General features: G+C 68.3%; 16 protein-coding genes. 11 read left to right on the plus strand and 5 right to left on the minus strand.

Annotated elements, in window-relative coordinates; translation table 11 throughout:
* Positions 1-11 precede the first annotated feature (11 nt).
* Complete coding sequence (pgm, locus tag AC1RJ9_RS07780; RefSeq protein WP_492837757.1) at positions 12-1,649, minus strand: phosphoglucomutase (alpha-D-glucose-1,6-bisphosphate-dependent); 1,638 nt, start codon at positions 1,647-1,649, stop codon at positions 12-14.
* An 87-nt stretch (positions 1,650-1,736) separates the two neighbouring features.
* On the minus strand, positions 1,737-2,615 hold the full coding sequence (locus tag AC1RJ9_RS07785; protein WP_492837756.1) for an isoaspartyl peptidase/L-asparaginase family protein: 879 nt from the start codon (positions 2,613-2,615) through the stop codon (positions 1,737-1,739).
* A 70-nt stretch (positions 2,616-2,685) separates the two neighbouring features.
* On the opposite strand from AC1RJ9_RS07785, the gene AC1RJ9_RS07790 reads away from it, so the two are divergent.
* The 5 genes from AC1RJ9_RS07790 to AC1RJ9_RS07810 all read left to right on the plus strand — a co-directional run bounded on the left by AC1RJ9_RS07790 (position 2,686) and on the right by AC1RJ9_RS07810 (position 6,867).
* The gene (locus tag AC1RJ9_RS07790) at positions 2,686-3,684 is read left to right on the plus strand and encodes an NADPH:quinone oxidoreductase family protein (protein ID WP_492837755.1); all 999 of its coding nucleotides are present in this window, start codon (positions 2,686-2,688) and stop codon (positions 3,682-3,684) included.
* A gap of 117 nt (positions 3,685-3,801) precedes the next feature.
* Positions 3,802-4,719 carry a WecB/TagA/CpsF family glycosyltransferase gene (locus AC1RJ9_RS07795; RefSeq protein ID WP_492837754.1) on the plus strand — a complete coding sequence of 306 codons (918 nt, stop codon included), beginning with the start codon at positions 3,802-3,804 and terminating at the stop codon, positions 4,717-4,719.
* A gap of 66 nt (positions 4,720-4,785) precedes the next feature.
* Positions 4,786-4,977 (plus strand): hypothetical protein, encoded by a 192-nt coding sequence (locus tag AC1RJ9_RS07800; protein WP_492837752.1) that lies wholly within the window; start codon positions 4,786-4,788, stop codon positions 4,975-4,977.
* A 109-nt stretch (positions 4,978-5,086) separates the two neighbouring features.
* Positions 5,087-5,977 (plus strand): SDR family NAD(P)-dependent oxidoreductase, encoded by an 891-nt coding sequence (locus tag AC1RJ9_RS07805; RefSeq protein ID WP_492837750.1) that lies wholly within the window; start codon positions 5,087-5,089, stop codon positions 5,975-5,977.
* Positions 5,974-6,867, plus strand: a complete 894-nt coding sequence (locus tag AC1RJ9_RS07810; protein ID WP_492837749.1) for a DMT family transporter — start codon at positions 5,974-5,976, stop codon at positions 6,865-6,867. The genes AC1RJ9_RS07805 and AC1RJ9_RS07810 overlap by 4 nt, the downstream gene beginning before the upstream one ends.
* Here AC1RJ9_RS07810 and AC1RJ9_RS07815 read toward each other — a convergent pair.
* Together AC1RJ9_RS07815 and AC1RJ9_RS07820 are read right to left on the minus strand one after the other, a co-directional pair.
* Positions 6,855-7,829 carry an NAD-dependent epimerase/dehydratase family protein gene (locus tag AC1RJ9_RS07815; protein WP_492837748.1) on the minus strand — a complete coding sequence of 325 codons (975 nt, stop codon included), beginning with the start codon at positions 7,827-7,829 and terminating at the stop codon, positions 6,855-6,857. The two genes, AC1RJ9_RS07810 and AC1RJ9_RS07815, sit on opposite strands and share 13 nt — an antisense overlap.
* Before the next feature lie 2 nt (positions 7,830-7,831).
* On the minus strand, positions 7,832-9,139 hold the full coding sequence (locus AC1RJ9_RS07820; RefSeq protein ID WP_492837747.1) for a UDP-glucose dehydrogenase family protein: 1,308 nt from the start codon (positions 9,137-9,139) through the stop codon (positions 7,832-7,834).
* Positions 9,140-9,333: 194 nt separating this feature from the next.
* Here AC1RJ9_RS07820 and galE point away from each other — a divergent pair, with 194 nt between their 5' ends.
* The 3 genes from galE (at position 9,334) to AC1RJ9_RS07835 (ending at position 15,341) form a co-directional block, all read left to right on the plus strand.
* Positions 9,334-10,311, plus strand: coding sequence for a UDP-glucose 4-epimerase GalE (gene galE, locus AC1RJ9_RS07825; protein ID WP_492837746.1), 978 nt, complete (start codon positions 9,334-9,336; stop codon positions 10,309-10,311).
* 117 nt (positions 10,312-10,428) lie between these two features.
* Positions 10,429-12,882 (plus strand): bifunctional diguanylate cyclase/phosphodiesterase, encoded by a 2,454-nt coding sequence (locus AC1RJ9_RS07830; RefSeq protein ID WP_492837745.1) that lies wholly within the window; start codon positions 10,429-10,431, stop codon positions 12,880-12,882.
* 110 nt (positions 12,883-12,992) lie between these two features.
* The gene (locus AC1RJ9_RS07835; RefSeq protein ID WP_492837744.1) at positions 12,993-15,341 is read left to right on the plus strand and encodes an ATP-binding protein; all 2,349 of its coding nucleotides are present in this window, start codon (positions 12,993-12,995) and stop codon (positions 15,339-15,341) included.
* Here the strand turns inward: AC1RJ9_RS07835 and AC1RJ9_RS07840 are convergent.
* The gene (locus AC1RJ9_RS07840) at positions 15,338-16,885 is read right to left on the minus strand and encodes a helicase HerA-like C-terminal domain-containing protein (protein ID WP_492837743.1); all 1,548 of its coding nucleotides are present in this window, start codon (positions 16,883-16,885) and stop codon (positions 15,338-15,340) included. The genes AC1RJ9_RS07835 and AC1RJ9_RS07840 overlap by 4 nt on opposite strands.
* Positions 16,886-16,982: 97 nt before the next feature.
* Between AC1RJ9_RS07840 and AC1RJ9_RS07845 the strand changes: the two genes are divergently transcribed.
* Genes AC1RJ9_RS07845 through AC1RJ9_RS07855 form a run of 3 tightly spaced genes read left to right on the plus strand, consistent with a single transcriptional unit; the run spans position 16,983 to position 23,250 of the window.
* Complete coding sequence (locus AC1RJ9_RS07845; RefSeq protein ID WP_492837742.1) at positions 16,983-18,134, plus strand: AI-2E family transporter; 1,152 nt, start codon at positions 16,983-16,985, stop codon at positions 18,132-18,134.
* Positions 18,131-18,427, plus strand: a complete 297-nt coding sequence (locus tag AC1RJ9_RS07850) for a hypothetical protein (RefSeq protein WP_492837741.1) — start codon at positions 18,131-18,133, stop codon at positions 18,425-18,427. Before AC1RJ9_RS07845 ends, AC1RJ9_RS07850 begins: the two co-directional genes overlap by 4 nt.
* Entirely contained in the window at positions 18,424-23,250 is a 4,827-nt protein-coding gene (locus AC1RJ9_RS07855) for an NAD-glutamate dehydrogenase (protein WP_492837740.1), read from the plus strand. The genes AC1RJ9_RS07850 and AC1RJ9_RS07855 overlap by 4 nt, the downstream gene beginning before the upstream one ends.
* The last annotated feature ends 26 nt before the right edge of the window (positions 23,251-23,276 follow it).

The following is a 23,276-nucleotide window of genomic DNA, read 5'->3' on the forward strand; positions in this document are numbered from 1 at the left end:
CCAGCTTTGCGTCAGCCCTTCAACGCCCCGGCCACCACCTCACGCGCCTCGGCCTGGACCTGCTTCAGATGATCCGGACCCAGGAACGACTCCGCGTAGATCTTGTAGACGTCCTCGGTGCCCGACGGCCGTGCGGCGAACCAGGCGTTTTGCGTCACAACCTTCAGGCCGCCGATCGCCTCGCCGTTGCCGGGGGCGTTGGTGAGGATGTCGGTGATCGGCTCGCCGGCCAGGGTCTTGGCGGAGACGTCGCTGGGGCTGAGCCTGGAAAGGCGCGCCTTCTCCTCGCGGCTCGCCGGCGCGTCGACGCGGGCGTAGGCCGGCGCGCCGTACTGGTCGGCCAGGTCGCCATAGAGCTGGCTGGCGCTCTTTCCCGTCTTGGCCTGGATCTCGGCGGCCAGCAAAGCCAGCTGCAGGCCGTCCTTGTCGGTGGTCCAGACGGTTCCGTCGTGGCGCAGGAAGGCCGCGCCGGCCGACTCCTCGCCGCCGAAGCCGACCGAGCCGTCCAACAGGCCGGGCACGAAATATCTGAAGCCGACCGGCACTTCCAGCAGGCGGCGGCCGAGCCCGGCCACCACACGATCGATCATCGAGGACGAGACCAGGGTCTTGCCGACAGCGACGTCCGCGCCCCAGCCTGGGCGGTGGGTGAACAGGTACGAGATCGCCGCGGCCAGGTAGTGGTTGGGATTCATCAACCCGCCGTCGGGCGTGACGATCCCATGGCGGTCGGCGTCGGCGTCGTTGCCGGTCGCCACGTCGTAGGCCGCGCCGCCCTTCATGATCTCGATCAGATTGGCCATGGCCGAGGGCGAGGAGCAGTCCATGCGGATCTTGCCGTCGGTGTCGAGCGGCATGAACGCCCAGCGCGGATCGACCGCGGCGTTGACCACCGTCAGGTTCAGCCTGTGGCGTTCGGCGATCTCGCCCCAGTACGCCACGGCCGCCCCGCCCAGCGGATCGGCGCCGATGCGCACACCGCTCGCCTGGATAGCCTGAATGTCGATGACGCTGGGCAGGTCATCGACATAGCGGGCCAGGAAGTCGTAGCGGCCGGCGACCTTGTGGGCCTCGTCGAAGCTGACGCGCTTCACATCCGCCAGGCCTTGGGCCAGCAGCGCGTTGGCGCGGGCGGCGATGGCCGAGGTCGCGTCGCTGTCGGCCGGGCCGCCGCTCGGCGGATTGTACTTGATGCCGCCGTCGCGGGGCGGGTTGTGCGACGGCGTCAGCAGCAGGCCGTCGGCCCGCGCCGCGTTCTCACGGTTGTGCGTCAGGATGGCGTGCGAGACCGCCGGGGTCGGGGTGAAGCCGTCGCGGCTATCGATCAGCGCGGTGACGCCGTTGCCGGCCAGCACTTCCAGCACCGAGCGGAAGGCCGGCTCCGACAGGCCGTGGGTGTCGCGGCCGACGAAGATCGGGCCGGTGATCCCTTGGGCGGCGCGGTGTTCGACCACGGCCTGGGTGACGGCCAGGATGTGGTTCTCGTTGAAGCCGCCGTCCAGGCTGGAGCCGCGATGACCCGAGGTGCCGAACACCACCTTCTGGGCGGGGTTGGCGACGTCGGGCTTGATCTCGAAATAGGCGCTGGTCAGCGCCTCCAGGTCGATCAGATCCTCGGGAAGAGCGCGAAGGCCGGCGCGGCTGTGCATGAAGACCCCAGGTTATGGTTCGACGTCGGACGGCAACGGCCAACCCCTAGAGGCGGTTCAAGACGATTTCATCAACTATCTGCGGCTTCAGAACGCGTCGCTGACGATCGTTCCGTCCAGCAGCAGCGCCGCCCGCTTCAGGCCGCTCGACGCGAACGGCATGGCGATATCGCCTTTCCGATCCACGCAGACCAATCCGCCATGGCCGCCCAAGTCCGCCACGCCCTGGATCGCCGCCCGCGCCGCGCTTTGCAGACTCTCGCCGCCGAACCGCACCCTGTGGGCGACCTGCGCGGCGACGGCCGTGCGGATGAAATACTCGCCCTGGCCGGTGCAGGAGACCGCCGCATGGCCATCGGCCCATGCGCCGGCCCCGATGATCGGCGAATCCCCGACCCGGCCCGGCCGCTTGCCGAACACCCCGGCCGTCGAGGTCGCGGCCGCCAACCGGCCCTCGGCGTCGCGAACCACGCAGCCGACGGTGCCGGTCGGCAAGGCGTCCGGCGGATGATTGTCCTCGAAGGCCCCGGCGCGGGTGAACCAGGCTTCCGGATCCTCGATCGTTTCCAGCCCCTGGTCGCGGGCGAAGTCGATCGCGCCCTGGCCGGCCAGCATCACGTTGGGGGTTTCTTCCATCACCGCTCGGGCGGCCAGGATCGGGCTCTTGAAGCCCTGCAGGGCGGCCACCGAACCGGCCCGCAGGGTGGGGCCGTCCATCAGGCTGGCGTCCAGCTCGTACGCGCCATCGGCGTTGGGCGAGGCGCCCTTGCCGGCGATATAGAGACCGCTGGCCTCCAGGGCGACGACGGTCTCGACCGCGACGTCCAGGGCGCTGGCCCCAGCGGCCAGCCGGTCGCGGGCCGTCTCGACCAGGCCGCGCATGTGGGCGATCTCGACGGTGTAGTCGTGGCCGCGCTTGGCTCCGGCGCCACCGTGCAGGGCGAGACTAAAACGGTTGTTTGACATTCTGCTTCCTTGGCCCGGCGTCCCGCGCTAGCGTCCGGCCCTCTTAATCAAGAAACCTGGGAGAGGCGATATGAAGGCGGTGCTCAGCAAGGAAGTCGGCGGTCCCGAGACCCTGGTGCTGGAGGAGCTGCCCGATCCTGTCGCCGGCCCCGGTCAGGTGCTGATCGACGTCAAGGCCTGCGGGGTCAACTATCCCGATGTCCTGATCATCGAGGACAAGTACCAGTTCAAGCCGACACGGCCGTTCGCGCCGGGCGGCGAAGTGTCGGGCGTGATCGCCGCGGTCGGCGAGGGCGTCACCCGCTTCAAGGTCGGCGACCGTGTCCTGGCCTCGACCGGCTGGGGCGGCTTCGCCGAGAAGCTGGCCCTGGAAGAGCAGCGTTGCACCCCCATTCCTGACAACATGCCGTTCGACGAGGCCGCCGCCTTCGTCCTGACCTATGGCACTTCCTACTACGCCCTGAAGGACCGCGGCGCGCTGAAGGCCGGCGAGACCCTTCTGGTTCTGGGCGCCGCAGGGGGCGTGGGCCTGGCCGCCGTCGAGCTGGGCAAGGCGGCGGGGGCGCGTGTTATTGCCGCAGCCTCCAGCCAGGAGAAGGTCGATCTGGCCATCAAGCATGGCGCCGACAGCGGCGTCGTCTATCCGCGCGGCCCGTTCGACAAGGACGGCCAGAAGGCGCTGGCCAACCTGATCAAGGACGCCTGCGGACCCAATGGCTGGGACGTCGCCTATGACGCCGTCGGCGGCGACTATTCGGAGGCGACGATCCGAGCCGCCGGCTGGAACGGCCGCTTCCTGGTTATCGGCTTCCCGTCGGGGATTCCGAAAATCCCGTTGAATCTCACGCTGTTGAAGTCTTGCGACATCGTCGGGGTGTTCTGGGGTGCGGCGGTGGCGCGCGATCCCAAGGGCCACGCCCAGAACCTCAAGGACCTGATGGGCCTCTATGCCGAGGGCAAGATCAAGCCCTACGTTTCCGAGCGCTTCCCGCTAGCCCGGGCGGGCGAGGCCATCGCCCACCTCTCCAGCCGCAAGGCCATGGGCAAGGTGGTGATCACGGTTGAATAGAATGGTTGCCTAGAATGGTGAACACCATCGTGGTTAAATCTCGCTAAGTATCCTTTTTAGCAAAGGAAACACGACATTCCCGCAGAGTGCTCCTCAAGACTAGGAGACTCTGCGGCGATGTTCGTCCCCCAGGAACAGAGCGGAATGAACGACGCGGCGCCCGCCGCGCCGCGCCGACCCTATCGCCTGACGCGCCGCCCCGAGGAGCGCGTGCGCGTGCTCGGCGGGGTCATGGATCTGGTGCGCCCGGAAGAGGTGTTCCATTTCGTCACCGGCAAGCTGGAAGCACGCCGGAGCGTCATCGTCGCCAACCACAACCTTCACAGCCTCTATCTGATTGGCAAGGACCACCAGGTCGGCGCGTTCTACAAGCAGGCCGACCTGATCGAGGTCGACAGCGTGCCGCTAATCTTCTGGGCGCGGCTGGTGGGCCGGGCCAGCCGGCGCTTCCACCGCTGCACCTATCTGGACTGGCGCGACGACTTCTGGTCCCTGGCCACGCGGAAGAACTGGAAGGTTTTCTTCGTCGGCGGCGCCCCGGGCGTGGCCGAGAAGGCCATCGAGCGCATCCATCAGGACTATCCGACCGCCCAGATCGCCAGCCATCACGGCTATTTCGACGTCAAGCCCGGCTCGGCCGCCAACGACGCGGTGATAGAGGCCATCCGCGACTACGCGCCGGACATCGTACTGGTCGGCATGGGCATGCCGCGCCAGGAAATCTGGACGCTGGAGAACCACAAGGCCTACGGCCCGGCCGCGACCTTCACCGTGGGCGGCGCCTTCGACTACGAAGCCGGCGTCCAGAAGGCCGCGCCGCGGTGGATGGGCCCGATGGGCATGGAATGGCTGTTCCGGCTGATGGTCGACCCGCAGCGCCTGTTCTCGCGCTACTGCGTCGAGCCCTGGTCGCTGGTCGGCCTGGCCTGCCACGATGTGGTCCGGGCGCTGGGCAGGCGCGCGGCGAGCGATACCCGCGCGGCGGAAAACGCCCGGTGGGAGCAAATGCGTGCGCGCAACGAGGGAGCGCGCTAGAATGATATGGCCTGTGGGGGCCGAGATCACCGTTACGGTGATCTCGAAAGAGGGGCTTGGGGGATAATGGGTCTGGATATTCGCGTCATGACGCTGGAGGCCAACGAGCGCTCCGGCTTCGCTCACCGCGCCGTCGCCGGCGTGGGCCTGGCCGGGCTGGGTCTGGCTTGGGCTGTTCTGCTGATCCCGTGCATGATCTGGCTGGCCGCCAGCCACCTGGGGCGCCGCCTGCAGCCGCTGGTTCGCCGCCCGGCCTGATTTCATCTCCCGTCCGGGTCCAAGACCCCTAGCCAACGACCGTTTGCTCCGCGAATATGATCGTTGATCACTGACCCGCGAAGAGGTCGGGGACGCGGAGGAAATTTCCATGGTCGGACGTCTGGACGGCAAGGTCGCCGTCGTCACCGGGGGCTGCTCGGGCATCGGGCTCGGCGCGGTCGAGTTGTTCGTGGCCGAGGGGGCGAGCGTGATCGCCGCCGACCTGCAGGCCGAAAAGGGCGAGATGCTGGAGAAGCGTTTCCCCGACCGCGTCCGCTTCTCGCGTTGCGACGTCACCTTGGAAGACGACCTGGCCAGGACCATGGCCCTGGCCGAGGAGAGCTTCGGCGGCCTCGACATCCTGTTCAACAACGCCGGCCACGGCGGCACGCCCGCCGCCGTTCCCGAACTGACGGTGGAGGGCTGGGACAAGACCTTCGCCCTGCTGGTGCGCGGTCCGGCCATCGGCATGAAGCACGCCCTGCCGCTGATGCTGAAGCGCGGCGGCGGCTCGATCATCAACACCGCCTCGATCGCCGGCCTGCAGGCGGGCTTCGGACCGCTGGCCTATTCGGCGGCCAAGGCGGCGGTGATCCACATGAGCCGATGCGCGGCGGCCGAGTTGTCCCCGCTGAAGATCCGGGTCAACGCCATCTGCCCGGGCCTGATCGCCACCTCGATCTTCGGGGCCTCGATGGGTCTGCCGCGTGAGGTCGCTGACCAGATGGCCGCCCAGATCGCCTCGATCGGTCCCAAGATCCAGCCGATCCCCAAGTCGGGCCTGCCCGAAGACATCGCCGCCGCCGCTCTCTACCTGGCCAGCGACGATTCCCAGTTCGTCACCGGAACCCACATCGTCGTCGACGGGGGCATCACTGTTGGTCCGCGCAGCGCGTGGGACAAGAACACGCCCTCGCCGATCCTGGCGGCCATGGGCATCACGCCCGAACAGGCCGAGGCGATGCGCGCCCAACTGGTGGCTTCCGGCGCGGCGGGGTGACCCTCACGCCGAACCTGCGCGGCGCGCTGTGGATGCTGGCCTCCGCGGTCGGCTTTACGGCGATGACCACCCTGATCAAGTTCCTGGGACCCGGCTATCCGGCCGCGCTGCAGACCTTCTACCGGCAGTTGGCGGGGGTGCTTGTGCTCCTGCCGCTGATGGCCCGCGACTGGCGCGCGGCGTTCCGGACGACCCGGCCGGGCATCCTGATCTTCCGCTCCAGCGCCGGGGTGCTGGCGCTGATCATGGGCTTCTACGCCTATCAGAAGCTGCCGCTGGCCGACGCCAACGCGCTGTCGTTCACGCGGACGCTCTGGCTTGTCCCGCTGGCCGCCTTCGTGCTGCGCGAGCCGATCGGACCCTTGCGGATCGGCGCGGCCCTGGTCGGCTTCGCTGGCGTGCTGATCATGCTAAGGCCCGGCTCGGGCGGGGCCGCCGCCTGGATCGGCTGGCCCCAGGCCTGCGCCCTGATCTCGGCCTTCCTGTTCGCCCTGACCATCACCGGCATGAAGGTCATGACCCGCGATCACAGCCCGTTCGTACTGCTGGTCTACGCCGCCGTGCTGGGCCTGGTGTTCGCCATCCCACCAGCCCTGTTCGTCTGGCGGTGGCCGACCCTGCCGGACCTGGGTCTGCTGGCCGCCATGGGCGTGATCGGCACCTTGACCCAAGGCGCCTACATCAAGGGCATGGAGGCCGGAGAGGCGGCGGTCATGGCCCCGATCGACTATACCCGGCTGGTTTTCGCCGTGGGCGCGGGCCTACTGCTGTTCCACGAGGTCCCCAAGCCGGCGGTGATCGTCGGCGCGGCGATCGTGGTCGCGTCGACCCTGTTCATCTCCTGGCGCGAGCACCAGCTGTCGAGGCGGGCGATGCTTCAGCCGGCGTAGCTTCTCCGCCATTGGACGAACCTGACCAGGCCTTCGGCCAGCTTGACCTTGGGTTGGTAGCCGCAGAGCGCCTGGAGCTTGTCGATATTGGCGAAGGTCGCCGGCACGTCGCCCGGCTGCATCGGCAGGAAGACCTTCTTAGCCTCGATCCCGAGCGCGGCTTCCAGAGTCGAGATCATGTCCAACAGTCCGACCGGATCGTTGTCGCCGATATTGTAGACTTCATGCCCGCCTTGGGCCGGCGGATGGTCGAGCACGCCCAGGATGCCGTCGACGATGTCGTCGATATAGGTGAAGTCGCGGGCCATCTTGCCCTCGCCATAGATCTCGATCGTCTCGCCCTTCAGCATCTTCTCGGTGAAACCGTAATAGGCCATGTCCGGCCGGCCCCAGGGGCCATAGACGGTGAAGAACCGCAGGCCCGACTGCGGGAAGCCGTAGAGCTTGGCGTAGCTCTGGCTCAAGAGCTCGCACGAGCGCTTGGTGGCGGCGTACAGCGATACCGGGCTCTCGGCCGGATCGGTCTCGCGGAAGCCGTCGCCGTTCAGCGGCCGGTCGCCATAGACGCTAGACGAGGACGCGTAGACCAGATGCTCGACACCCGCATGGCGGCAGGCTTCCAGCACCGACAGGTGGCCGGCCAGGTTGCTGCGCTCGTAGGCGAACGGGTTCTCGATCGAGTAGCGGACCCCGGCCTGGGCGGCCAGGTGGATCACCTGCTTGGCGCCCGAGGTTTTCACCAGCTCGGCGAAGGCCTCGTGCTCGGCGATGTCCATGCGGACCATCGTGAAACCGTCGCGGCCTTCCAGCCGCGCGGCCCGAGCCGCCTTCAGCGCCGGATCGTAATAGGTGTTGAACACGTCGACGCCGATCACCGTCTCGCCGCCCGCCAGCAGGCGCTCGGCGACATGGTAGCCCACGAAGCCGGCCGCGCCCGTGACGATGATCGGAGTCTTGCTCATGCTCAGCCGCGCCCAATGGAAGCGTAGGTGAAGCCATGCCGGACCATCTCCGCGGGCTTGTAGACATTGCGAAGGTCGACCACGACCGGCGTCTTCATCAGGAGCTTGATGCGGTCCAGGTCCAGGGCCCGGAACTGGTCCCACTCGGTGATGATCACCAGCGCGTCGGCGCCCTCGGCGACCTCATAGGCCCCGGCCTTGAAGTCCACATCCTTGAGCATGTGGGCCGCTTCCTTGGCTCCTTCCGGATCGAAGGCCTGGACGTTGGCGCCCAGGGCCTGCAGGGCCGGGACGATGTCGAGGCTGGGGGCGTCGCGCATGTCGTCGGTGTTGGGCTTGAAGGTCAGGCCCAGCACACCGATCGTCTTGCCGGTCAGGTCCTCGGCGCCGATGGCCTTGGCCACCTTGCCGGCCATGGCCTTCTTGCGCGCGTCATTGACCTCGACCGTGGTCTCGATCAGCCGCACGGGCGCGCCGTACTGCTGGGCCGTGCGCACCAGGGCGATGGTGTCCTTGGGGAAGCACGATCCGCCATAACCGGGGCCGGCGTTCAGGAACTTGCCGCCGATGCGCTTGTCCAGGCCGATGCCCTTGGCGACCTGCTGGACGTCCGCGCCAACCGCTTCGCAGAGGTCGGCCATCTCGTTGATGAAGGTGATCTTCATCGCCAGGAACGCATTGGCCGCGTACTTGATCAGCTCGCTGGTCCGGCGGCCGGTGAAGATGATCGGGGTCTCGTTCAGTGACAGCGGGCGATAGAGCTCGCGCATCACCGCCTGGGCCCGCTCGTCGTCGGTGCCGACGACCACGCGGTCGGGACGCTTGAAGTCCTCGATCGCCGCGCCCTCGCGCAGGAACTCCGGGTTCGACACCACGGCGAACTGGGCGGTCGGATTGGCCTTCTTGATGATCGCCTCGACCTCGTCGCCGGTGCCCACCGGCACGGTCGACTTGGTGACCACCACGGTGAAGCCGTCGATCAGGCCGGCGATCTCCTCGGCCGCGGCGTAGACGTAGGAGAGATCCGCATGGCCGTCGCCGCGGCGGGTGGGCGTGCCCACGGCGATGAACACCGCGTCCGCGTCCTTGATCGCCTGCGCGCCGTCCAGCGTGAAGAACAGCCGGCCTTCGCGGACGTTGCGGGCCACCAGGTCATCCAGGCCCGGCTCGAAGATCGGGATCTCGCCCTTCTCCAGGCGCTCGATCTTGCTCGGATCCTTGTCGATGCAAGTCACCACGTGACCAAAGTCGGCGAAACACGCCCCAGACACCAGCCCCACATAACCCGTGCCAATCATCGCTACGCGCATCGATTCTTCCCGATCCGAACGAGCGCCTCGCGCGGCGCTCCCGCCTAATCCAGCAATCGCGACGCCGAGGCAAGCCGCCCCGGCGCCGACCGCCAAAACGCTCGCTCCCGTGACATCTTGATGACCTTTGCCGGGTAGCGCCTTCCCTGCGTCATGCAAAATCGCTAGCTGGAAGCGACGGCGTGGGGATTCCGATGCAAACCGTACTCGTGGCCGGCGGCGCCGGATATGTCGGCTCGCACTGCTGCCTGGCGCTGGCCGCGGCCGGTTTCCGGCCGGTGGTGTTCGACGACCTGTCGAACGGTCATCGCGAACACGTCCAGTGGGGACCGCTGGAAGTCGGTGACATCCGTGACGGCGCGCGGCTGGACGCGGTCTTCGCCCAGCACAAGCCGATCGCCGTCCTGCACTTCGCCGCCCGCATCGAGGTCGGGGAGTCGGTCAAGAACCCTGGCGCCTTCTTCGACAACAATGTCGGCGGGACGATCACCCTGATCGAAGCCGCGCGGCGGGCCGGGGTCGAGGCCCTGGTGTTTTCCTCGACCTGCGCCACCTTCGGCGATCCGGTGACCCTGCCGATGGCCGAGGACCACCCGCAGGCGCCGCTCAATCCCTATGGCCGCAGCAAGCTGATGGTCGAGCAGGCCCTGGCCGACTACGACCGCTATGTCGGCTTCCGTAGCGCCGTGATGCGCTACTTCAACGCCGCCGGCGCCGACCCCAAGGGCCGCATCGGCGAGTGGCACGAGCCGGAAACCCACGCCATTCCGCTGGCGATTCAGGTCGCCCTCGGCCAACGCTCGCACTTCACGATCTTCGGCGACGACTACGACACCCGCGACGGCACGGCGGTGCGCGACTACGTCCACGTACTGGACCTGGCCGACGCCCACGTCTCGGCGCTGAAGCGTCTGTTGGCGGGCGGCTCGTCGGAATCCTACAACCTCGGCACCGGCACGGGCACGACGGTGCGCGAGCTGGTCGACGGGGTCGGGCGCGCCGTGGGCAAGCCGCTGACGGTGCAGATGGCGCCGCGACGCCCAGGCGACGCCCCGATCCTGGTGGGCGACAGCGCCAAGGCCCGCGCGCAGCTGGGCTGGAGCCCGTCGCGGGATCTCGACGCCATCCTGTCCAGCGCCTGGAAGTGGCACCAGGCTCAAGCGAACAGCTGAACACTGGTCATCGAGCGGGCAAATTCGACCCGTGACGCCCGGCCGTTCTGACCAGATGTCGCCGGAAACTCGCGCGAAACGCTTTATTTGCAACTCTCGCTGTAGCTCTAGAGGGATGTGACCCTCGGGGGGGCGTGCGTGCTCAAGTTCCTGACCTGTCTGACGACGCAACACGACCTGCGCCTGGTGCTCGTCGCCGGCCTCGTCTGCATCGCCGGCTGCTTCACCACGTTCCGCCTCTATTCGCGGATGCGCGGCGCCCGGGGTGTCGTGCGCGCCGCGTGGTTGCTGCTGACCGGTCTGGTCGCCGGCTCCAGTGTCTGGGCCACCCATTTCATCGCCATGGTCGCCTTCACACCGGGCCTGAAGACCGGCTACAGCCCGACGGGCACCCTGCTGTCGCTGATGATCGCGGCCCTGTTCATGGCCAGCGGCTTCGCCGTGGCCTCCGCCCAGCGCTCGACCACCAACGACTTCGCCGGCGGCGTCCTGATCGGCCTGGGTGTCGCGGCCATGCACTATACCGGCATGTCGGCCTTCGTGACCCAGGGCCACCTGGTCTGGGAACACGCCACCGTCGGGCTCTCGGCGATCCTCGGGGTCTGCGGCGCGACGACCGCCTTGGTGCTGGCCGGCCAGGCCCGGACCGTCAAGAAGCAAGCCATCGGCGGCGGCCTGCTGTGCCTGGGCATCGTCGCCCTGCACTTCACCGGCATGTCCGCGATCACCATCATTCCCGACGCCGGGGTCCAGGTGCCGGACCAACTGCTGTCGGGCGGCTTCCTGACCCTGGCCGTCGGGTCGATCACGGCCATGATCATCCTGGGCGGGCTCGGCGCCGTCGCCATTGAATCCCAGACCTCGCGCTCGGCCCTCGAGCGCATTCGCCGCTTGGCCAACGCGGCTTATGAAGGTCTGGTCGTGGTTCAGTCGGGCAAGATCAACGACGCCAACGCCGCCTTCTGCGAGCTGGTCGGCGCCGAACTCCCCGAACTGGTCGGCCGCCCGCTGGTCGGTTCGATCCTGACTTTCGACGAAGCCGGTCCGACCCGCGAGGGCGTGCGCCGCGAAGGCAAGATCCAGCCGATCACCGGCGGTCGCGAGATCCCGGTCGAGGTTTTTTCGCGCCTGATGGACGATGGCGCCCGCGTGGAGACCTCGGGTCTGACCGTCCTGGCCGTCCGCGATTTGCGCGAGCGCCGCGCCGCCGAGGAGAAGATCCGCTATCTCGCCGAGCACGACGGTCTGACCGGTTTGCCAAACCGCAATTCGCTGCAAGCCCGCCTGGGCGCGGCCCTCGATCGCGTCGAGGCCTCCGGCGAGACCCTGTCGGTGATCTGCATCGACCTGGACCACTTCAAGGAAGCCAACGACCAGCACGGCCACCTGGCCGGCGACGCCATCCTGGTGGAGACCGCCCGCCGCCTGCAGTCGGCGGTCCAGGCCCCTTCGTTCGCCGCGCGTCTGGGCGGCGACGAGTTCATCATCGTCCAGGTGGCCGGCGGCGATCAGCCGACCGCGGCCGCCGAACTTTCGGGCGGCCTGCTCGAACTCTTGTCGGCCCCTGTGGTCTATGACGGCCAGGAGCTGGCGCTCGGCGCCAGCCTGGGCGTCAGCCTCTATCCCGACGACGGCCGCACGACCGAGGCTCTGATGGCCAATGCCGACATGGCCCTGTACCGCGCCAAGGAAAGCGGCCGAGGCGTCTACCGCTTCTTCAAGCGCGAGATGGACGACACGATCCGCGAGCGCCGCAATCTGGCCCGCGACCTGCGCCAGGGCATCGCCGAAGATGAACTGGTGGTCCACTACCAACCCCTGGCCCGCGCCACCGACGGCGAGGTCTGCGGCTTCGAGGCCCTGGTCCGCTGGCAGCACCCGACGCGCGGCATGATCCCGCCGCTGGATTTCATTCCGGTCGCCGAGGAGAACGGCCTGATCGGCGCGCTGGGCGACTGGGTCCTGCGCCGCGCCTGCGCCGACGCCGCCTCATGGGAGAAGCCGCTGCGCATCGCGGTCAACCTCTCGCCAATCCAGCTGCACAATCCGGCCCTGCCCAGCCTGGTGCACGAAGTGCTGATCGCCACCGGCCTGTCGCCTTCGCGCCTGGAACTGGAGATCACCGAGAGCGCGCTCTTCAAGGACTATCAGCGCGCGCTGGACAATCTGCGCCGCCTGAAGGCCCTGGGCGTGCGGATCGCCATGGACGACTTCGGCACCGGCTTCTCGTCGCTGTCGACCCTGCAGTCGTTCCCGTTCGACAAGATCAAGATCGACAAGAGCTTCGTCGAGAACATCCACCGTCACGACCGCGCCACGGTCATCGTGCGCGCCGTGCTGGGCCTGGGCCGCAGCCTGGAGATCCCGGTCGTCGCCGAGGGCGTCGAGACCGAAGAGCAGATCATCTTCCTGCGCGGCGAGAACTGCACGGAGCTGCAGGGCTACGCCATCGGTCGCCCGGCCCCGATCGACACCCTGTCGGCCTGGACCCTGGTCGGCGCCGCGCCAGCCCGTCTTGAAGGTCCCGTCGACCTGGGTCAGGCGCCGGGCGAGGCCAAGCGCTCGGCCTGAGCCGATCAGCCGGACATCGAACCCTTTGCACGGCGCCCCGGAACCCTCCCAGGCCCTGAGCCGTTAGACGGTCCCAAGCGGGGCCGTAGAGCCGACATCGGGGCGAGCGCGTGCTGGGACGGACCGCCATCAAGTTCGTAACCGCGGCCGATCGGCGCGAACTGCGCTATGGCTTCGCGCTGCTGGCTGTAGGCGTGGCCGTCGTCGCCCGCTTCGCCGCCGTCTCCGTGTTCGGCGTTCCGATCTATTTCCCGACTTTCTTCGTCGCGGTCATGGTCGCGGCGATGGTCGGCGGGCTGGGGCCGGGATTTCTGGCCCTTATCGTCTGCGCCCTGACGGCCTTTCGGTTCTGGATGACCCCCGACGGCGCGTGGGCCCTGCAATCCCGCGAAGCGGCCCAGTTGATCATGTTCCTGCTGTGCGGCGGGCTGATCGTGATGCTCGTCGAGGCTCTGCGTCTGGCCGTGCGGTCGGGCTTGGCGGCCGAGGCGCGCTTCCGTTCGGCGCAGGAGGTGTCGCTGGACGCCTTCGTGATCCTGGAGCCGGTTCGCGAGGCCGGACGGGTGATCGACTTCCGCTGGACCTACGCCAATCCGATGGCCGAGACCATGAGGCCGAAGGGGACTTCGACCCTGCTGGGCAGGCGGGCTTTGGATGTCTTTTCCGACGAGACTGGCCGCGACATGGTCGATCGCCTGGCGCGCCTGCTGGAGAGCGGCGGCCCCGACGACATCGACGTGCGGCGGGTCATCGACGGCGAGGAGCGCTGGATCCGCTCCAGCGGCGTGCGGCTGGGCGAGGATCTGGCCGTGACCTTTCGCGACGTGACCCAGGAGCGCCGCGCGGCGGCGGCGCTGCGTGGCAGCGAGGAGCTGTTCCGAGGCGTCGCCAATACGGCGCCGGTGCTGATCTGGGCCACGGCGGAGAACGGTCGGGCCGACTGGTTCAACCAGGCCTGGCTCGACTTTCGCGGACGCCCCCTTGAGGATGAACTGGGCGCCGGCTGGCTGGAGGGCCTGCATCCCGAAGATCGCCAAGCCGGGTTCGAGATCGCCAACGCCGCGGCCGGTCGACGCGAACCTTTCAATGTCGTCTTCCGGCTGCGCCGCGCCGACGGCGCCTGGCGCTGGATCAACAGCGTCGGCGCGCCACGCTTCGATGAGGCCGGGGCCTATCACGGCTATATCGGCAGCTGCTTCGACTTCACCGAGACGGTTGAGGCGCGCAAGGACCTGGAGGATCGGGTCGCCGAGCGCACGGCGGCGCTGCAGGCCAGCATGGCCGAGACCGCGCGCGCCCAGGCGGCGCTGGCCCAGGCTCAGCGGCTGGAGACCGTCGGCCGGCTGACGGGTGGGGTGGCGCATGACTTCAACAACCTGCTGACCGTGATCGTCGGCGGCCTGGACATGATCCTGCGCAGGCCCGACGACACGCCGCGTGTCACCCGCCTGGCCGAGGCGGCCCTGGCGGCCGGTCAGCGCGGCGAACGCCTGACCCGCCAGTTGCTGGCCTTCTCGCGGAACCAGGAGCTGAAGCTGGAGGTGGTCGAGATCGGGTCCCTGCTCGACCAGGCCGAGCCGCTGTTGCGCCGGGCGGTGGGTGAAGGCGTGACCCTGACGCTGCGCCGTGACCCGGCCGCCTGCCGCGCGCGGGTCGACGCGGCCCAGTTCGAGGCGGCTCTGCTGAACCTGGTGGTCAACGCCGCCGACGCCACGGCGTTCGGCGGCGAGATCAGCATCGCCGTCGCGCCCGTGACTCTGGCCGTGGACGAGGTCGCCGACACCGCGCCCGGCGACTATGTCCAGGTGGCGGTCAGCGACACCGGCGCGGGTATGCCGCCCGAGGTTCTGGCCCGGGTGTTCGAGCCGTTCTTCACCACGAAGGAGGTCGGCAAGGGTACGGGTCTGGGCCTGGCCCAGGTCTACGGTTTCCTGCGGCAGTGTGGCGGCGGGGTGGCCATCGACAGCGTCGAAGGCCACGGCACGACCGTCGTCCTCTACCTGCCGGCCACGGACGACGCCGTGACGCCGGCCGGGATCCCGGTACAGCCGCCGGCGCGCGACCGGCTGAAAGGCGTGCGGGTGCTGCTGGTCGAGGATGACGCGGCCGTGCGCGAGATCGCTGGCGGCCTGCTGCGCGATCTGGGTTGTGAGGTCGCCACCGCCGAGAACGGGACCTCCGCGCTGGAGGCGCTGGCGGAGGGCGTGGCGTTCGATCTTCTGATGTCCGACGTGATCATGCCCGGCGGCGTCAGCGGCGTGGACCTGGCGCGATCGGTCTCGGTCCATCGGCCGGACATGGCCGTGCTGCTGACCACCGGCTACGCCGGCGACTATATGGACACGACTCCGGCCGAGCTGCCGTGGCCAGTGCTGCGCAAGCCGTTCCAGATCGACCAACTGGCCGAAATCGCCGCGGCGCTGTTGGGCGACCGCGCCCCGCCCGCGACGAAGCTCTAGCGCCGCCGGCGCCGGGTAGTCGTTCCGCCGACCAGACCGCCCAGCAGGCCTCGGATCAGCTCACGTCCGGCGGTGGACGCCACGGTGCGGACCAGGGTTACGGCGAAGGCCTCGGTCATGGTCTGGCGGCCCGACGCCCGGGGTCGGCTCTCGCGCTCCCGCTGGGCTTCCTCGCGCTCGCGGACCTTGGCCTCGACGGCCTCGCGCTTGTTCTCCTCGGCCTGTTCGCGCGCGTTGTCGGCGTCCTGCTGGGCCTTCTTGGCGCGGCCCTGCAGGATCTCGTAGGCGGAATCGCGATCCTCGGCGGTGTCGTAGACTCCGGCCACGGGGCTTTGGGCCTGGAGGGCCGCGCGCTCCGGCGGCGTCAGCGGTCCCAGGCGCGAGGCCGGCGGCCGGATCAGGGTCTTCTGCACGACGTTTGGCGCCCCCTTCTCGTCGAGGGTCGAGACCAGGGCCTCGCCGACGCCCAGGGCCTGGATGGTCTCGGCGGTGTCGAAGTTGGGATTGACTCGGAACGACTGGGCGGCCGCCCTCAGGCCCTTCTGATCGGCGGGGGTATAGGCGCGCAGGGCGTGCTGCACGCGGGCGCCCAACTGGCCCAACACCGCGTCGGGAATGTCGGCCGGATTCTGGGTGACGAAGTAGATCCCGACGCCCTTGGAACGAATCAGGCGCACGACCTGCTCGATCTTTTCCAGCAGCGGCTTGGGCGCGTCGTTGAAGAGGAGGTGAGCTTCGTCGAAGAAGAACACCAGCTTGGGCTTTTCCGGATCGCCGACCTCGGGCAGCACCTCGAACAGCTCCGACAGCAGCCACAGCAGGAAGGTCGAATAGAGCTTGGGCGACTGGATCAGGCGGTCGGCGGCCAGCAGGTTGACGTAGCCGCGGCCGGCCGCGTCGGTGCGCATGATGTCGGAGAGATCGAGAGCCGGCTCGCCGAAGAAGTGCTCGGCGCCTTGCGTCTGCAAGGTCAGCAGCTTGCGCTGGATCGCGCCCACCGTGGCGGCCGAGACATTGCCGTACTGCGTGCCGATCTCGTCGGCATGGTCGGCGACATATTTCAGCGCCGCCTGAAGGTCCTTCAGGTCCAGCAGCAGCAGGCCGTCCTGGTCGGCGACGTGGAAGACGATGGTCAGCACGCCCTCCTGCACGTCGTTCAATTCCAGGAGGCGCGACAGCAACAGCGGCCCCATCTCCGAGATGGTCGTGCGGATCGGGTGGCCCTTCTGGCCGAACAGGTCCCAGAACATCACCGGCGGCGCGGCCGGCGAGAGCACCATGCCCATCTGATCGGCGCGGGCCTGCATCTTCTCGTTCGGGGTTCCGGGCATGGCCACGCCGGAGAGGTCGCCCTTCACGTCGGCGGCGAAGACGGGCACGCCGGCGTCGGAGAAGGCCTGCGCCAGAACCTGCAGGGTGACGGTCTTGCCGGTGCCGGTCGCCCCGGCCACCACGCCGTGGCGGTTTGAGCGATCGAGCCGCTGTGTCACCGGGCCTTCGCCCAAACCGACTAGGATCTCGTTTTCGCCAATCGACAGCGGCATGACCAAACTCCTTCGAACGCGTTGACCCTAACCGGGGCCTTGCGCCGCGCCAATCTGCGCGGTCAATGTCGGGCTCGCCTCTGGAGATATTTTACAAATGACGGCCACTGACCCGCCCCGGGCTCCGCCGCCGGTCACGACGCGCAACGCGGTGGTCTTCCTGGCCGTCATCGCCGGCGGCGCGACGCTGAAGTGGATGCAGGACATCCTGACCCCCCTGGCCCTGGCCGTGTTCCTGGCGGTGATGATCGACAGCTTCGCTCGCGTGCTGACCCTGCGCACGCCGGGCTTCCCGCGCAAGCTGGCTCTGCCGACCGCGGTGGTGCTGTCCCTGGCGTTGTTCGGCGTCTCGATCTGGATCGTCGTGGTGAACAGCAAGACGTTCTTCGACCACTCCTCGGAGTATGTCGCCAGCCTGAACGCGATCATCGCCAAGTTCACGCCGCTGGCCGGCAGGCTGTTTCCCGGCCTGCAGCTGCATGGCGTTCCCACCATCACCGACCTGGCCAAGCTTTTGAACCTGCAGAGCTATATCGGCGATGTGGCCCAGTCGTTCAAGAATTTCGGCACCAGCGCCGTGCTGGTGCTGATCTATCTCGGCTTCATCCTCGCCTCGCGCCGGGGCTTCAGCCGAAAGATCGTCGCCCTGTTCCCGCACCATGCCGAGCGCGAGTCGAACATGACCATGTTCCAGCGCATTCGCGACGGGGTGGAGCAGTATCTTTGGATTCAGACGGTCACCGGCCTGATGATCGCCGCCGCCGCCTGGGCGGTGATGATGCTGGTCCGCTTGGACAACGCCTTCTTCTGGGCGTTCCTGATCTTCCTGGCCGCCTACATCCCGATCCTGGGCGGGGCGATCGGCTGCTTCTTGCCGCCCTTGTTCGCGCTGGTCCAGTTCCCCGACACCCTGTGGCCGGCGATCATCCTGTTCGCGGCTCTGCAGGGAATCTTCTTCGTGGTCGGCAACGTCATCTATCCGCGCATGCAGGGCGACAGCCTGAACATGGATCCGACGGTGATCCTGCTCTCGCTGGCGGTCTGGGGCGCGCTGTGGGGCGTGCCGGGCATGTTCCTCTCCACGCCATTGACCGTGGCGGCCATGGTGATTCTGGCGCAGTTCGAGGGCTCGCGCTGGATCGCCATCCTGCTGTCCGAGGACGGCGACCCGCAGGGCGGGCAAATGCTGTCGGGGCGGGGTCACGGGCCGGCGCCCGACGCTCCGCCGCGGCGGGCGCGAAAGAAATGAACGCGCCCCTTAAAATGAACTGGCTGGCTCCTATCTATGCCTTGTCCGGCTCCCCCCACCCGGACACCCCGCAGGTCCCGGCTGGCAAGGCCGCCGCGATCGAAGCGGAAAACGCCCGCCTCTCCCCCCGGAGCGGGCCCGCGCCGCCGGCTTCCCCCCAGCCGGCGGCGCTTCCGTTTCAAGCCGAATTTGGCCGAAAGCAGCAGGAATTCTTTCCACTTCCAGACGTAACGGTTGAAGTGACGCTCGAAAGGGCTAGGTTCCGGCCAAAAATTCGCGAGGAAATCGAATGATCGGTGAAAAAAAAGACCTCATTTCCGCTGAGGCTCCGATCGGTCCGCTAGTAAGCGCTTTCGCCCAGGCTCTGGGGGTGTCGGCCGAGTCCCTGTCGCCCGCCGCGCGCGGCTTCGCCACCCAGGCCCAGGACGACTGGTCGGCTGAGGAACTGCCCGGTCTGGACGTCGCCGACGTGGCTGGCGCCCTGGCCGATTTCTGGCGCTTCGGCGAAAGCGCCAAGGACGTCTCCGAACCCGTCATCCGCCTGCGCCGCACCGAGGGCGGAGACCCCCCGTCCGATCTGCTCGAGATCGTGCAGCCCGACCGACCGTTCCTGGTCGACAGCATCATGGGCGAAGTGACCGAGGCCGGCTTCTCGGTCCGCGCCATGTTCCACCCCGTCGCCGACTGCGGCGGCGTCCGCCGCTCGATGATTCAGATCTGGCTAGCCCCGGTCGGCGAGGACCGCGAGGCGGCCCTGCTGCTAAGCGTTCGCGAAGCGCTCGCCGACGTCCAGTTGGCCGTGCAGGATTTCGAAGCCATGCGCGGGCTGATGCGCCGCACGATCGACGAGCTGAAAGCCGCCAAGGCGCCGGTCTCCGCGGACGAAAAGGCCGAGGACCTGGCCTTCCTCGACTGGCTGGAGCGCGACCACTTCGTGTTCCTCGGCGCGCGCCTCTACGAATATCCCCGCACCGCCGATGGCGGCTACGCGGCCGAGGAGCCCCTCTATCAGCCGGAAGGCAGCCTGGGCGTCCTGCGCGACCAGGCTCGCACGGTCCTGCGCCGGAGCAGCGAGCCGGCCATCCTGTCGGCCCAGATCCGCAGCCATATCGACATCGGCGACCCGATCGTGGTGGCCAAGTCGAACCTGCGTTCGCGCGTCCACCGCCGCGGCTACACCGACTATGTCGGCGTCCGCCGCTACGGCGCCGATGGCAAGGCCTCGGGCGAGGTCCGCTTCGTGGGCCTGTTCACCGCCGAGGCCTATGAGACGCCCGCCCACGAGGTGCCGCTGATCCGTCGCAAGGTCGGCCACATCCTGGAGCGCGCCGGAAAGGATCCCGAGAGCCACAACGGCAAGCGCCTGCGCAACATCCTCGAGACCTGGCCGCGCGACGAGCTGTTCCAGACCGACGAGGCCCAGTTGCTGGCCACGGCCATGGGCGTGCTGCACCTTTATGACCGTCCCCGCGTCAAGCTGTTCGCCCGCCGCGATCCCTTCGACCGTTTCATCTCGGTCCTGATGTTCGTGCCGCGCGATCGCTACGACTCCGGCGTCCGCACCCGGGCCGGCCACATCCTGGCCGAGGCGTTCCGGGGCCGGGTGTCGGCCTATTATCCGAGCTTCTCCGACGCCCCGCTGGCCCGTGTTCACTACATTCTGGGCGTGACGCCAGGCGATCACGCCGAGCCGGACATGGCCGCCGTGGAGGCCGCCATCGCCGAGACCGCCCGCACCTGGGACGACCGCTTCGAGGCCGCCGTTCGCGAGGGCTCCACGGGACGCGTCGCCCACCTGCTGGCCCGCTATGCCGGCGCCTTCCCGCCCGGCTATCGCGACCAGTATGACGCCGGCGAGGCCCTGGCGGACATCCAGGTGATCGACGATCTGGCCGAGGACGAGGCGGTCCGGGTCCGCGCCTTCCGTCGCGACGGCGACAGCGCGGTGACGTTCCGCTTCAAGCTCTATCGCCCGGGCGCCGCCGCCCCGCTGGCCGACGTGCTGCCGATCCTGGAGCATATGGGCCTCAAGGCCTTGATCGAGGACGGCTTCAAGGTCTCCCCAGACGGCAAACCGGTCTGGGTCCACGAATTCGTCCTGCGGGACGAGGCTGGCGAGCATCTGGTCTTCGGCGACATCAAGCAGGCCTTCGAGGCCGCCTTCGTCGCCATCTGGACGGGGCGCGCCGAGAGCGACGGCTTCAACCGCCTGGTGCTGGAACTCGGCATCGGCTGGCGCGAGGCCGCCCTGATCCGCGCGCTCGCCCGCTATCGCCAGCAGTCGGGCCTGGATCCCAGCCAGGGCGTGCAGGAGCGGGCCCTGGCGGATCACCCGGGCGTCGCGCGCCTGATCCTGGATCTCTTCCAGACCAAGTTCGATCCGGCCGTTCGCGCTGATCTCAAGACCCGCGAAGAGCAGGCCAAGGCGGTCGAGGGCAAGATCACCGAGGCCCTGCAGGCCGTCGAGAGCCTCGACGCCGACCGCGTGCTGCGCCGTCTGGCCGCCCTGGTCGGCGCCATCCAGCGCACCAACTTCTATCAGCCGGCGGCCGACGGGGGTCCCAAGCCCTACATCAGCTTCAAGATCGCCTCGCGCGAGCTGGAAGACCTGCCAGCCCCCAAGCCCTATCGCGAGATCTACGTCTCGGCCCCGCATGTCGAGGGCGTGCACCTGCGCTTTGGCCCCGTCGCCCGCGGCGGCCTGCGCTGGTCGGATCGCCGCGACGACTTCCGCACCGAGGTGCTCGGCCTGGTGAAGGCTCAGCAGGTCAAGAACGCGGTCATCGTGCCGGTCGGCTCGAAGGGCGGCTTCTATCCGAAGCACCTGCCGCGCGGCGGCGATCGCGACGCGATCCAGGCCGAGGCGATCCGCGCCTACAAGACCTTCCTGTCGGGCTTGCTGGACCTGACCGACAATATCGACGCCGACAACCAGGTCGTGCCGCCGCCCTCGGTGGTCGTGCATGACGGCCACGACCCTTACCTGGTGGTCGCCGCCGACAAGGGTACGGCCACCTTCTCCGACATCGCCAACGGCGTGGCCGAGAGCTACGGCTTCTGGCTGGGCGACGCCTTCGCGTCCGGCGGCTCGGTCGGCTACGACCACAAGGTCATGGGCATCACCGCCCGCGGCGCCTGGGAAGCGGTCAAGCGCCACTTCCGCGAGCTGGGCAAGGACATCCAGACGGAGTCCTTCACCGTGGTCGGCGTGGGCGACATGTCGGGCGACGTGTTCGGCAACGGTATGCTGCTGTCCAAGCAGACCAAGCTGCTGGCCGCCTTCGACCACCGCCACATCTTCCTCGACCCGAACCCGGACCCGGCCATGTCGTGGGAAGAGCGGGACCGGATGTTCAAGCTGCCGCGTTCGTCGTGGGACGACTACGACAAGTCGAAGATCTCGGCCGGCGGCGGCGTGTTCGCCCGCGGCCTGAAGAGCATCCCGCTGTCGAAGGAAGTTCGCGAGCTGTTCGAGATCAAGGCCGAGGCCGTCTCGCCGGCCGAGCTGATGACCGCGATCCTGAAGTCGAAGGCCGAACTGCTCTATCTCGGCGGCATCGGCACCTATGTGAAGGCCAAGGGCGAGAGCAACGCCGACGCCGGCGACAAGGCCAATGACGCTATCCGCATCAACGGCTCGGACCTGCGGGTCAGGGTCGTGGGCGAGGGCGCCAATCTGGGTCTGACGCAAGCGGGCCGCATCGAGTTCGCTCAGAGCGGCGGCCACATCAACACCGACGCCATCGACAACTCGGCGGGTGTCGACAGCTCCGACCACGAGGTCAACATCAAGATCCTGACCGGGATCCTGGAGCGGGGCGGCGAGCTGACCCGTGACAGCCGCAACACGCTGCTGGCCTCGATGACCGACGATGTCGGCCATCACGTGCTGGAGCACAACTACGATCAGACCCTGGCCCTGACCCTGTTGGAAAGCGACGCGGTCAGCGAGGTCGACGCCCAAATCCGCTACATGGTCGATCTCGAGCAGCGCGGTCGCCTGGATCGCCGCGTCGAGGGCCTGCCGACCAATACGGCGCTGCTGGAACGCAAGGCCGCCAACAAGGGCCTGACCCGGCCGGAACTGGCGGTGCTGCTGGCCTATGGCAAGCTGGACCTGTTCGACGACATCGTCGCCAGCCCGGCGCCGGACGATCCGTGGTTCGAGGCGACCCTGCGCGGCTACTTCCCCAAGGCGCTGGACCGGTACGCCGACGCCATGCAGAAGCACCGCCTGAAGCGCGAGATCATCGCCACGGTGGTCGGCAACCAGATGGTCAACATGTGCGGCCCGACCTTCGCCAGCCGCCTGAAGGCCGCCGCCGTCGCCGATGTCGGCGCGGTGGTCGTGGGCTTCACGGCCGCTCGCGAGATCCTCGGGATCGACGGCCTGTGGGACCAGGTCAACGCGCTGGACAACAAGGCCTCGGCCAGCGGCCAGACGGCGCTCTACAAGGCCCTGGCCTACGCCCTGCGAAGCCTCAGCTTCTGGCTGGCTCGCCGCGCGGTCCGCGACAAGGCGACCGTGCAGCAACTGGTCGAGGCCTACGGCCCAGCGGTGAAGACGCTGACCGGCATGGCGCCGGCGATCCTGTCGCCGTTCGAGCAGAAGACCGTCGCCAAGCGGGTGAAGGCCTATATCGTCGACGGCGCGCCCGAAGCCCTGGCCCAGTCCGTCGCGGCCCTGCAGCCCTTGACCACGGCCGCTGATCTCGTCGACCTGGCCAACGCCTCCAGCTGGAGTGTCGAGAACGTCGCCCGTCTGTACCATCAGGTCGGCGCGGCCTTCGGTTTCGATCGCCTGCGCGGCGCGGCCGGCGCTTTCGTGGGCGGGGACGCCTTCGAGCGCCTGGCGGTCCGTCGCCTGATCGAGGACATGCTGACCGAGCAGACCTCGATCACCCAATCGGTGCTGAAGTTCGCCGCCAACGCCCAGGCCGGCGAGGACGAGAGCGCGGCCAAGTCCGCCATCGCGTCCTGGGCCGCCCTGCGCGGCGATCGTCCCCGCGCGGTCAAGCGGACGATCGAAGACATCGAACAGGCCGGCGGCGGCTGGACCTTCGCCAAGCTGACCATCGCCAACGCCGCCCTGCGCGAACTCTCGACCGCCGCTTAAGCGCTGGCTCATCCTCCACCTCTCCC

The sequence above is a fragment of the Caulobacter sp. GW822-FHT07D08 genome (assembly GCF_058798735.1).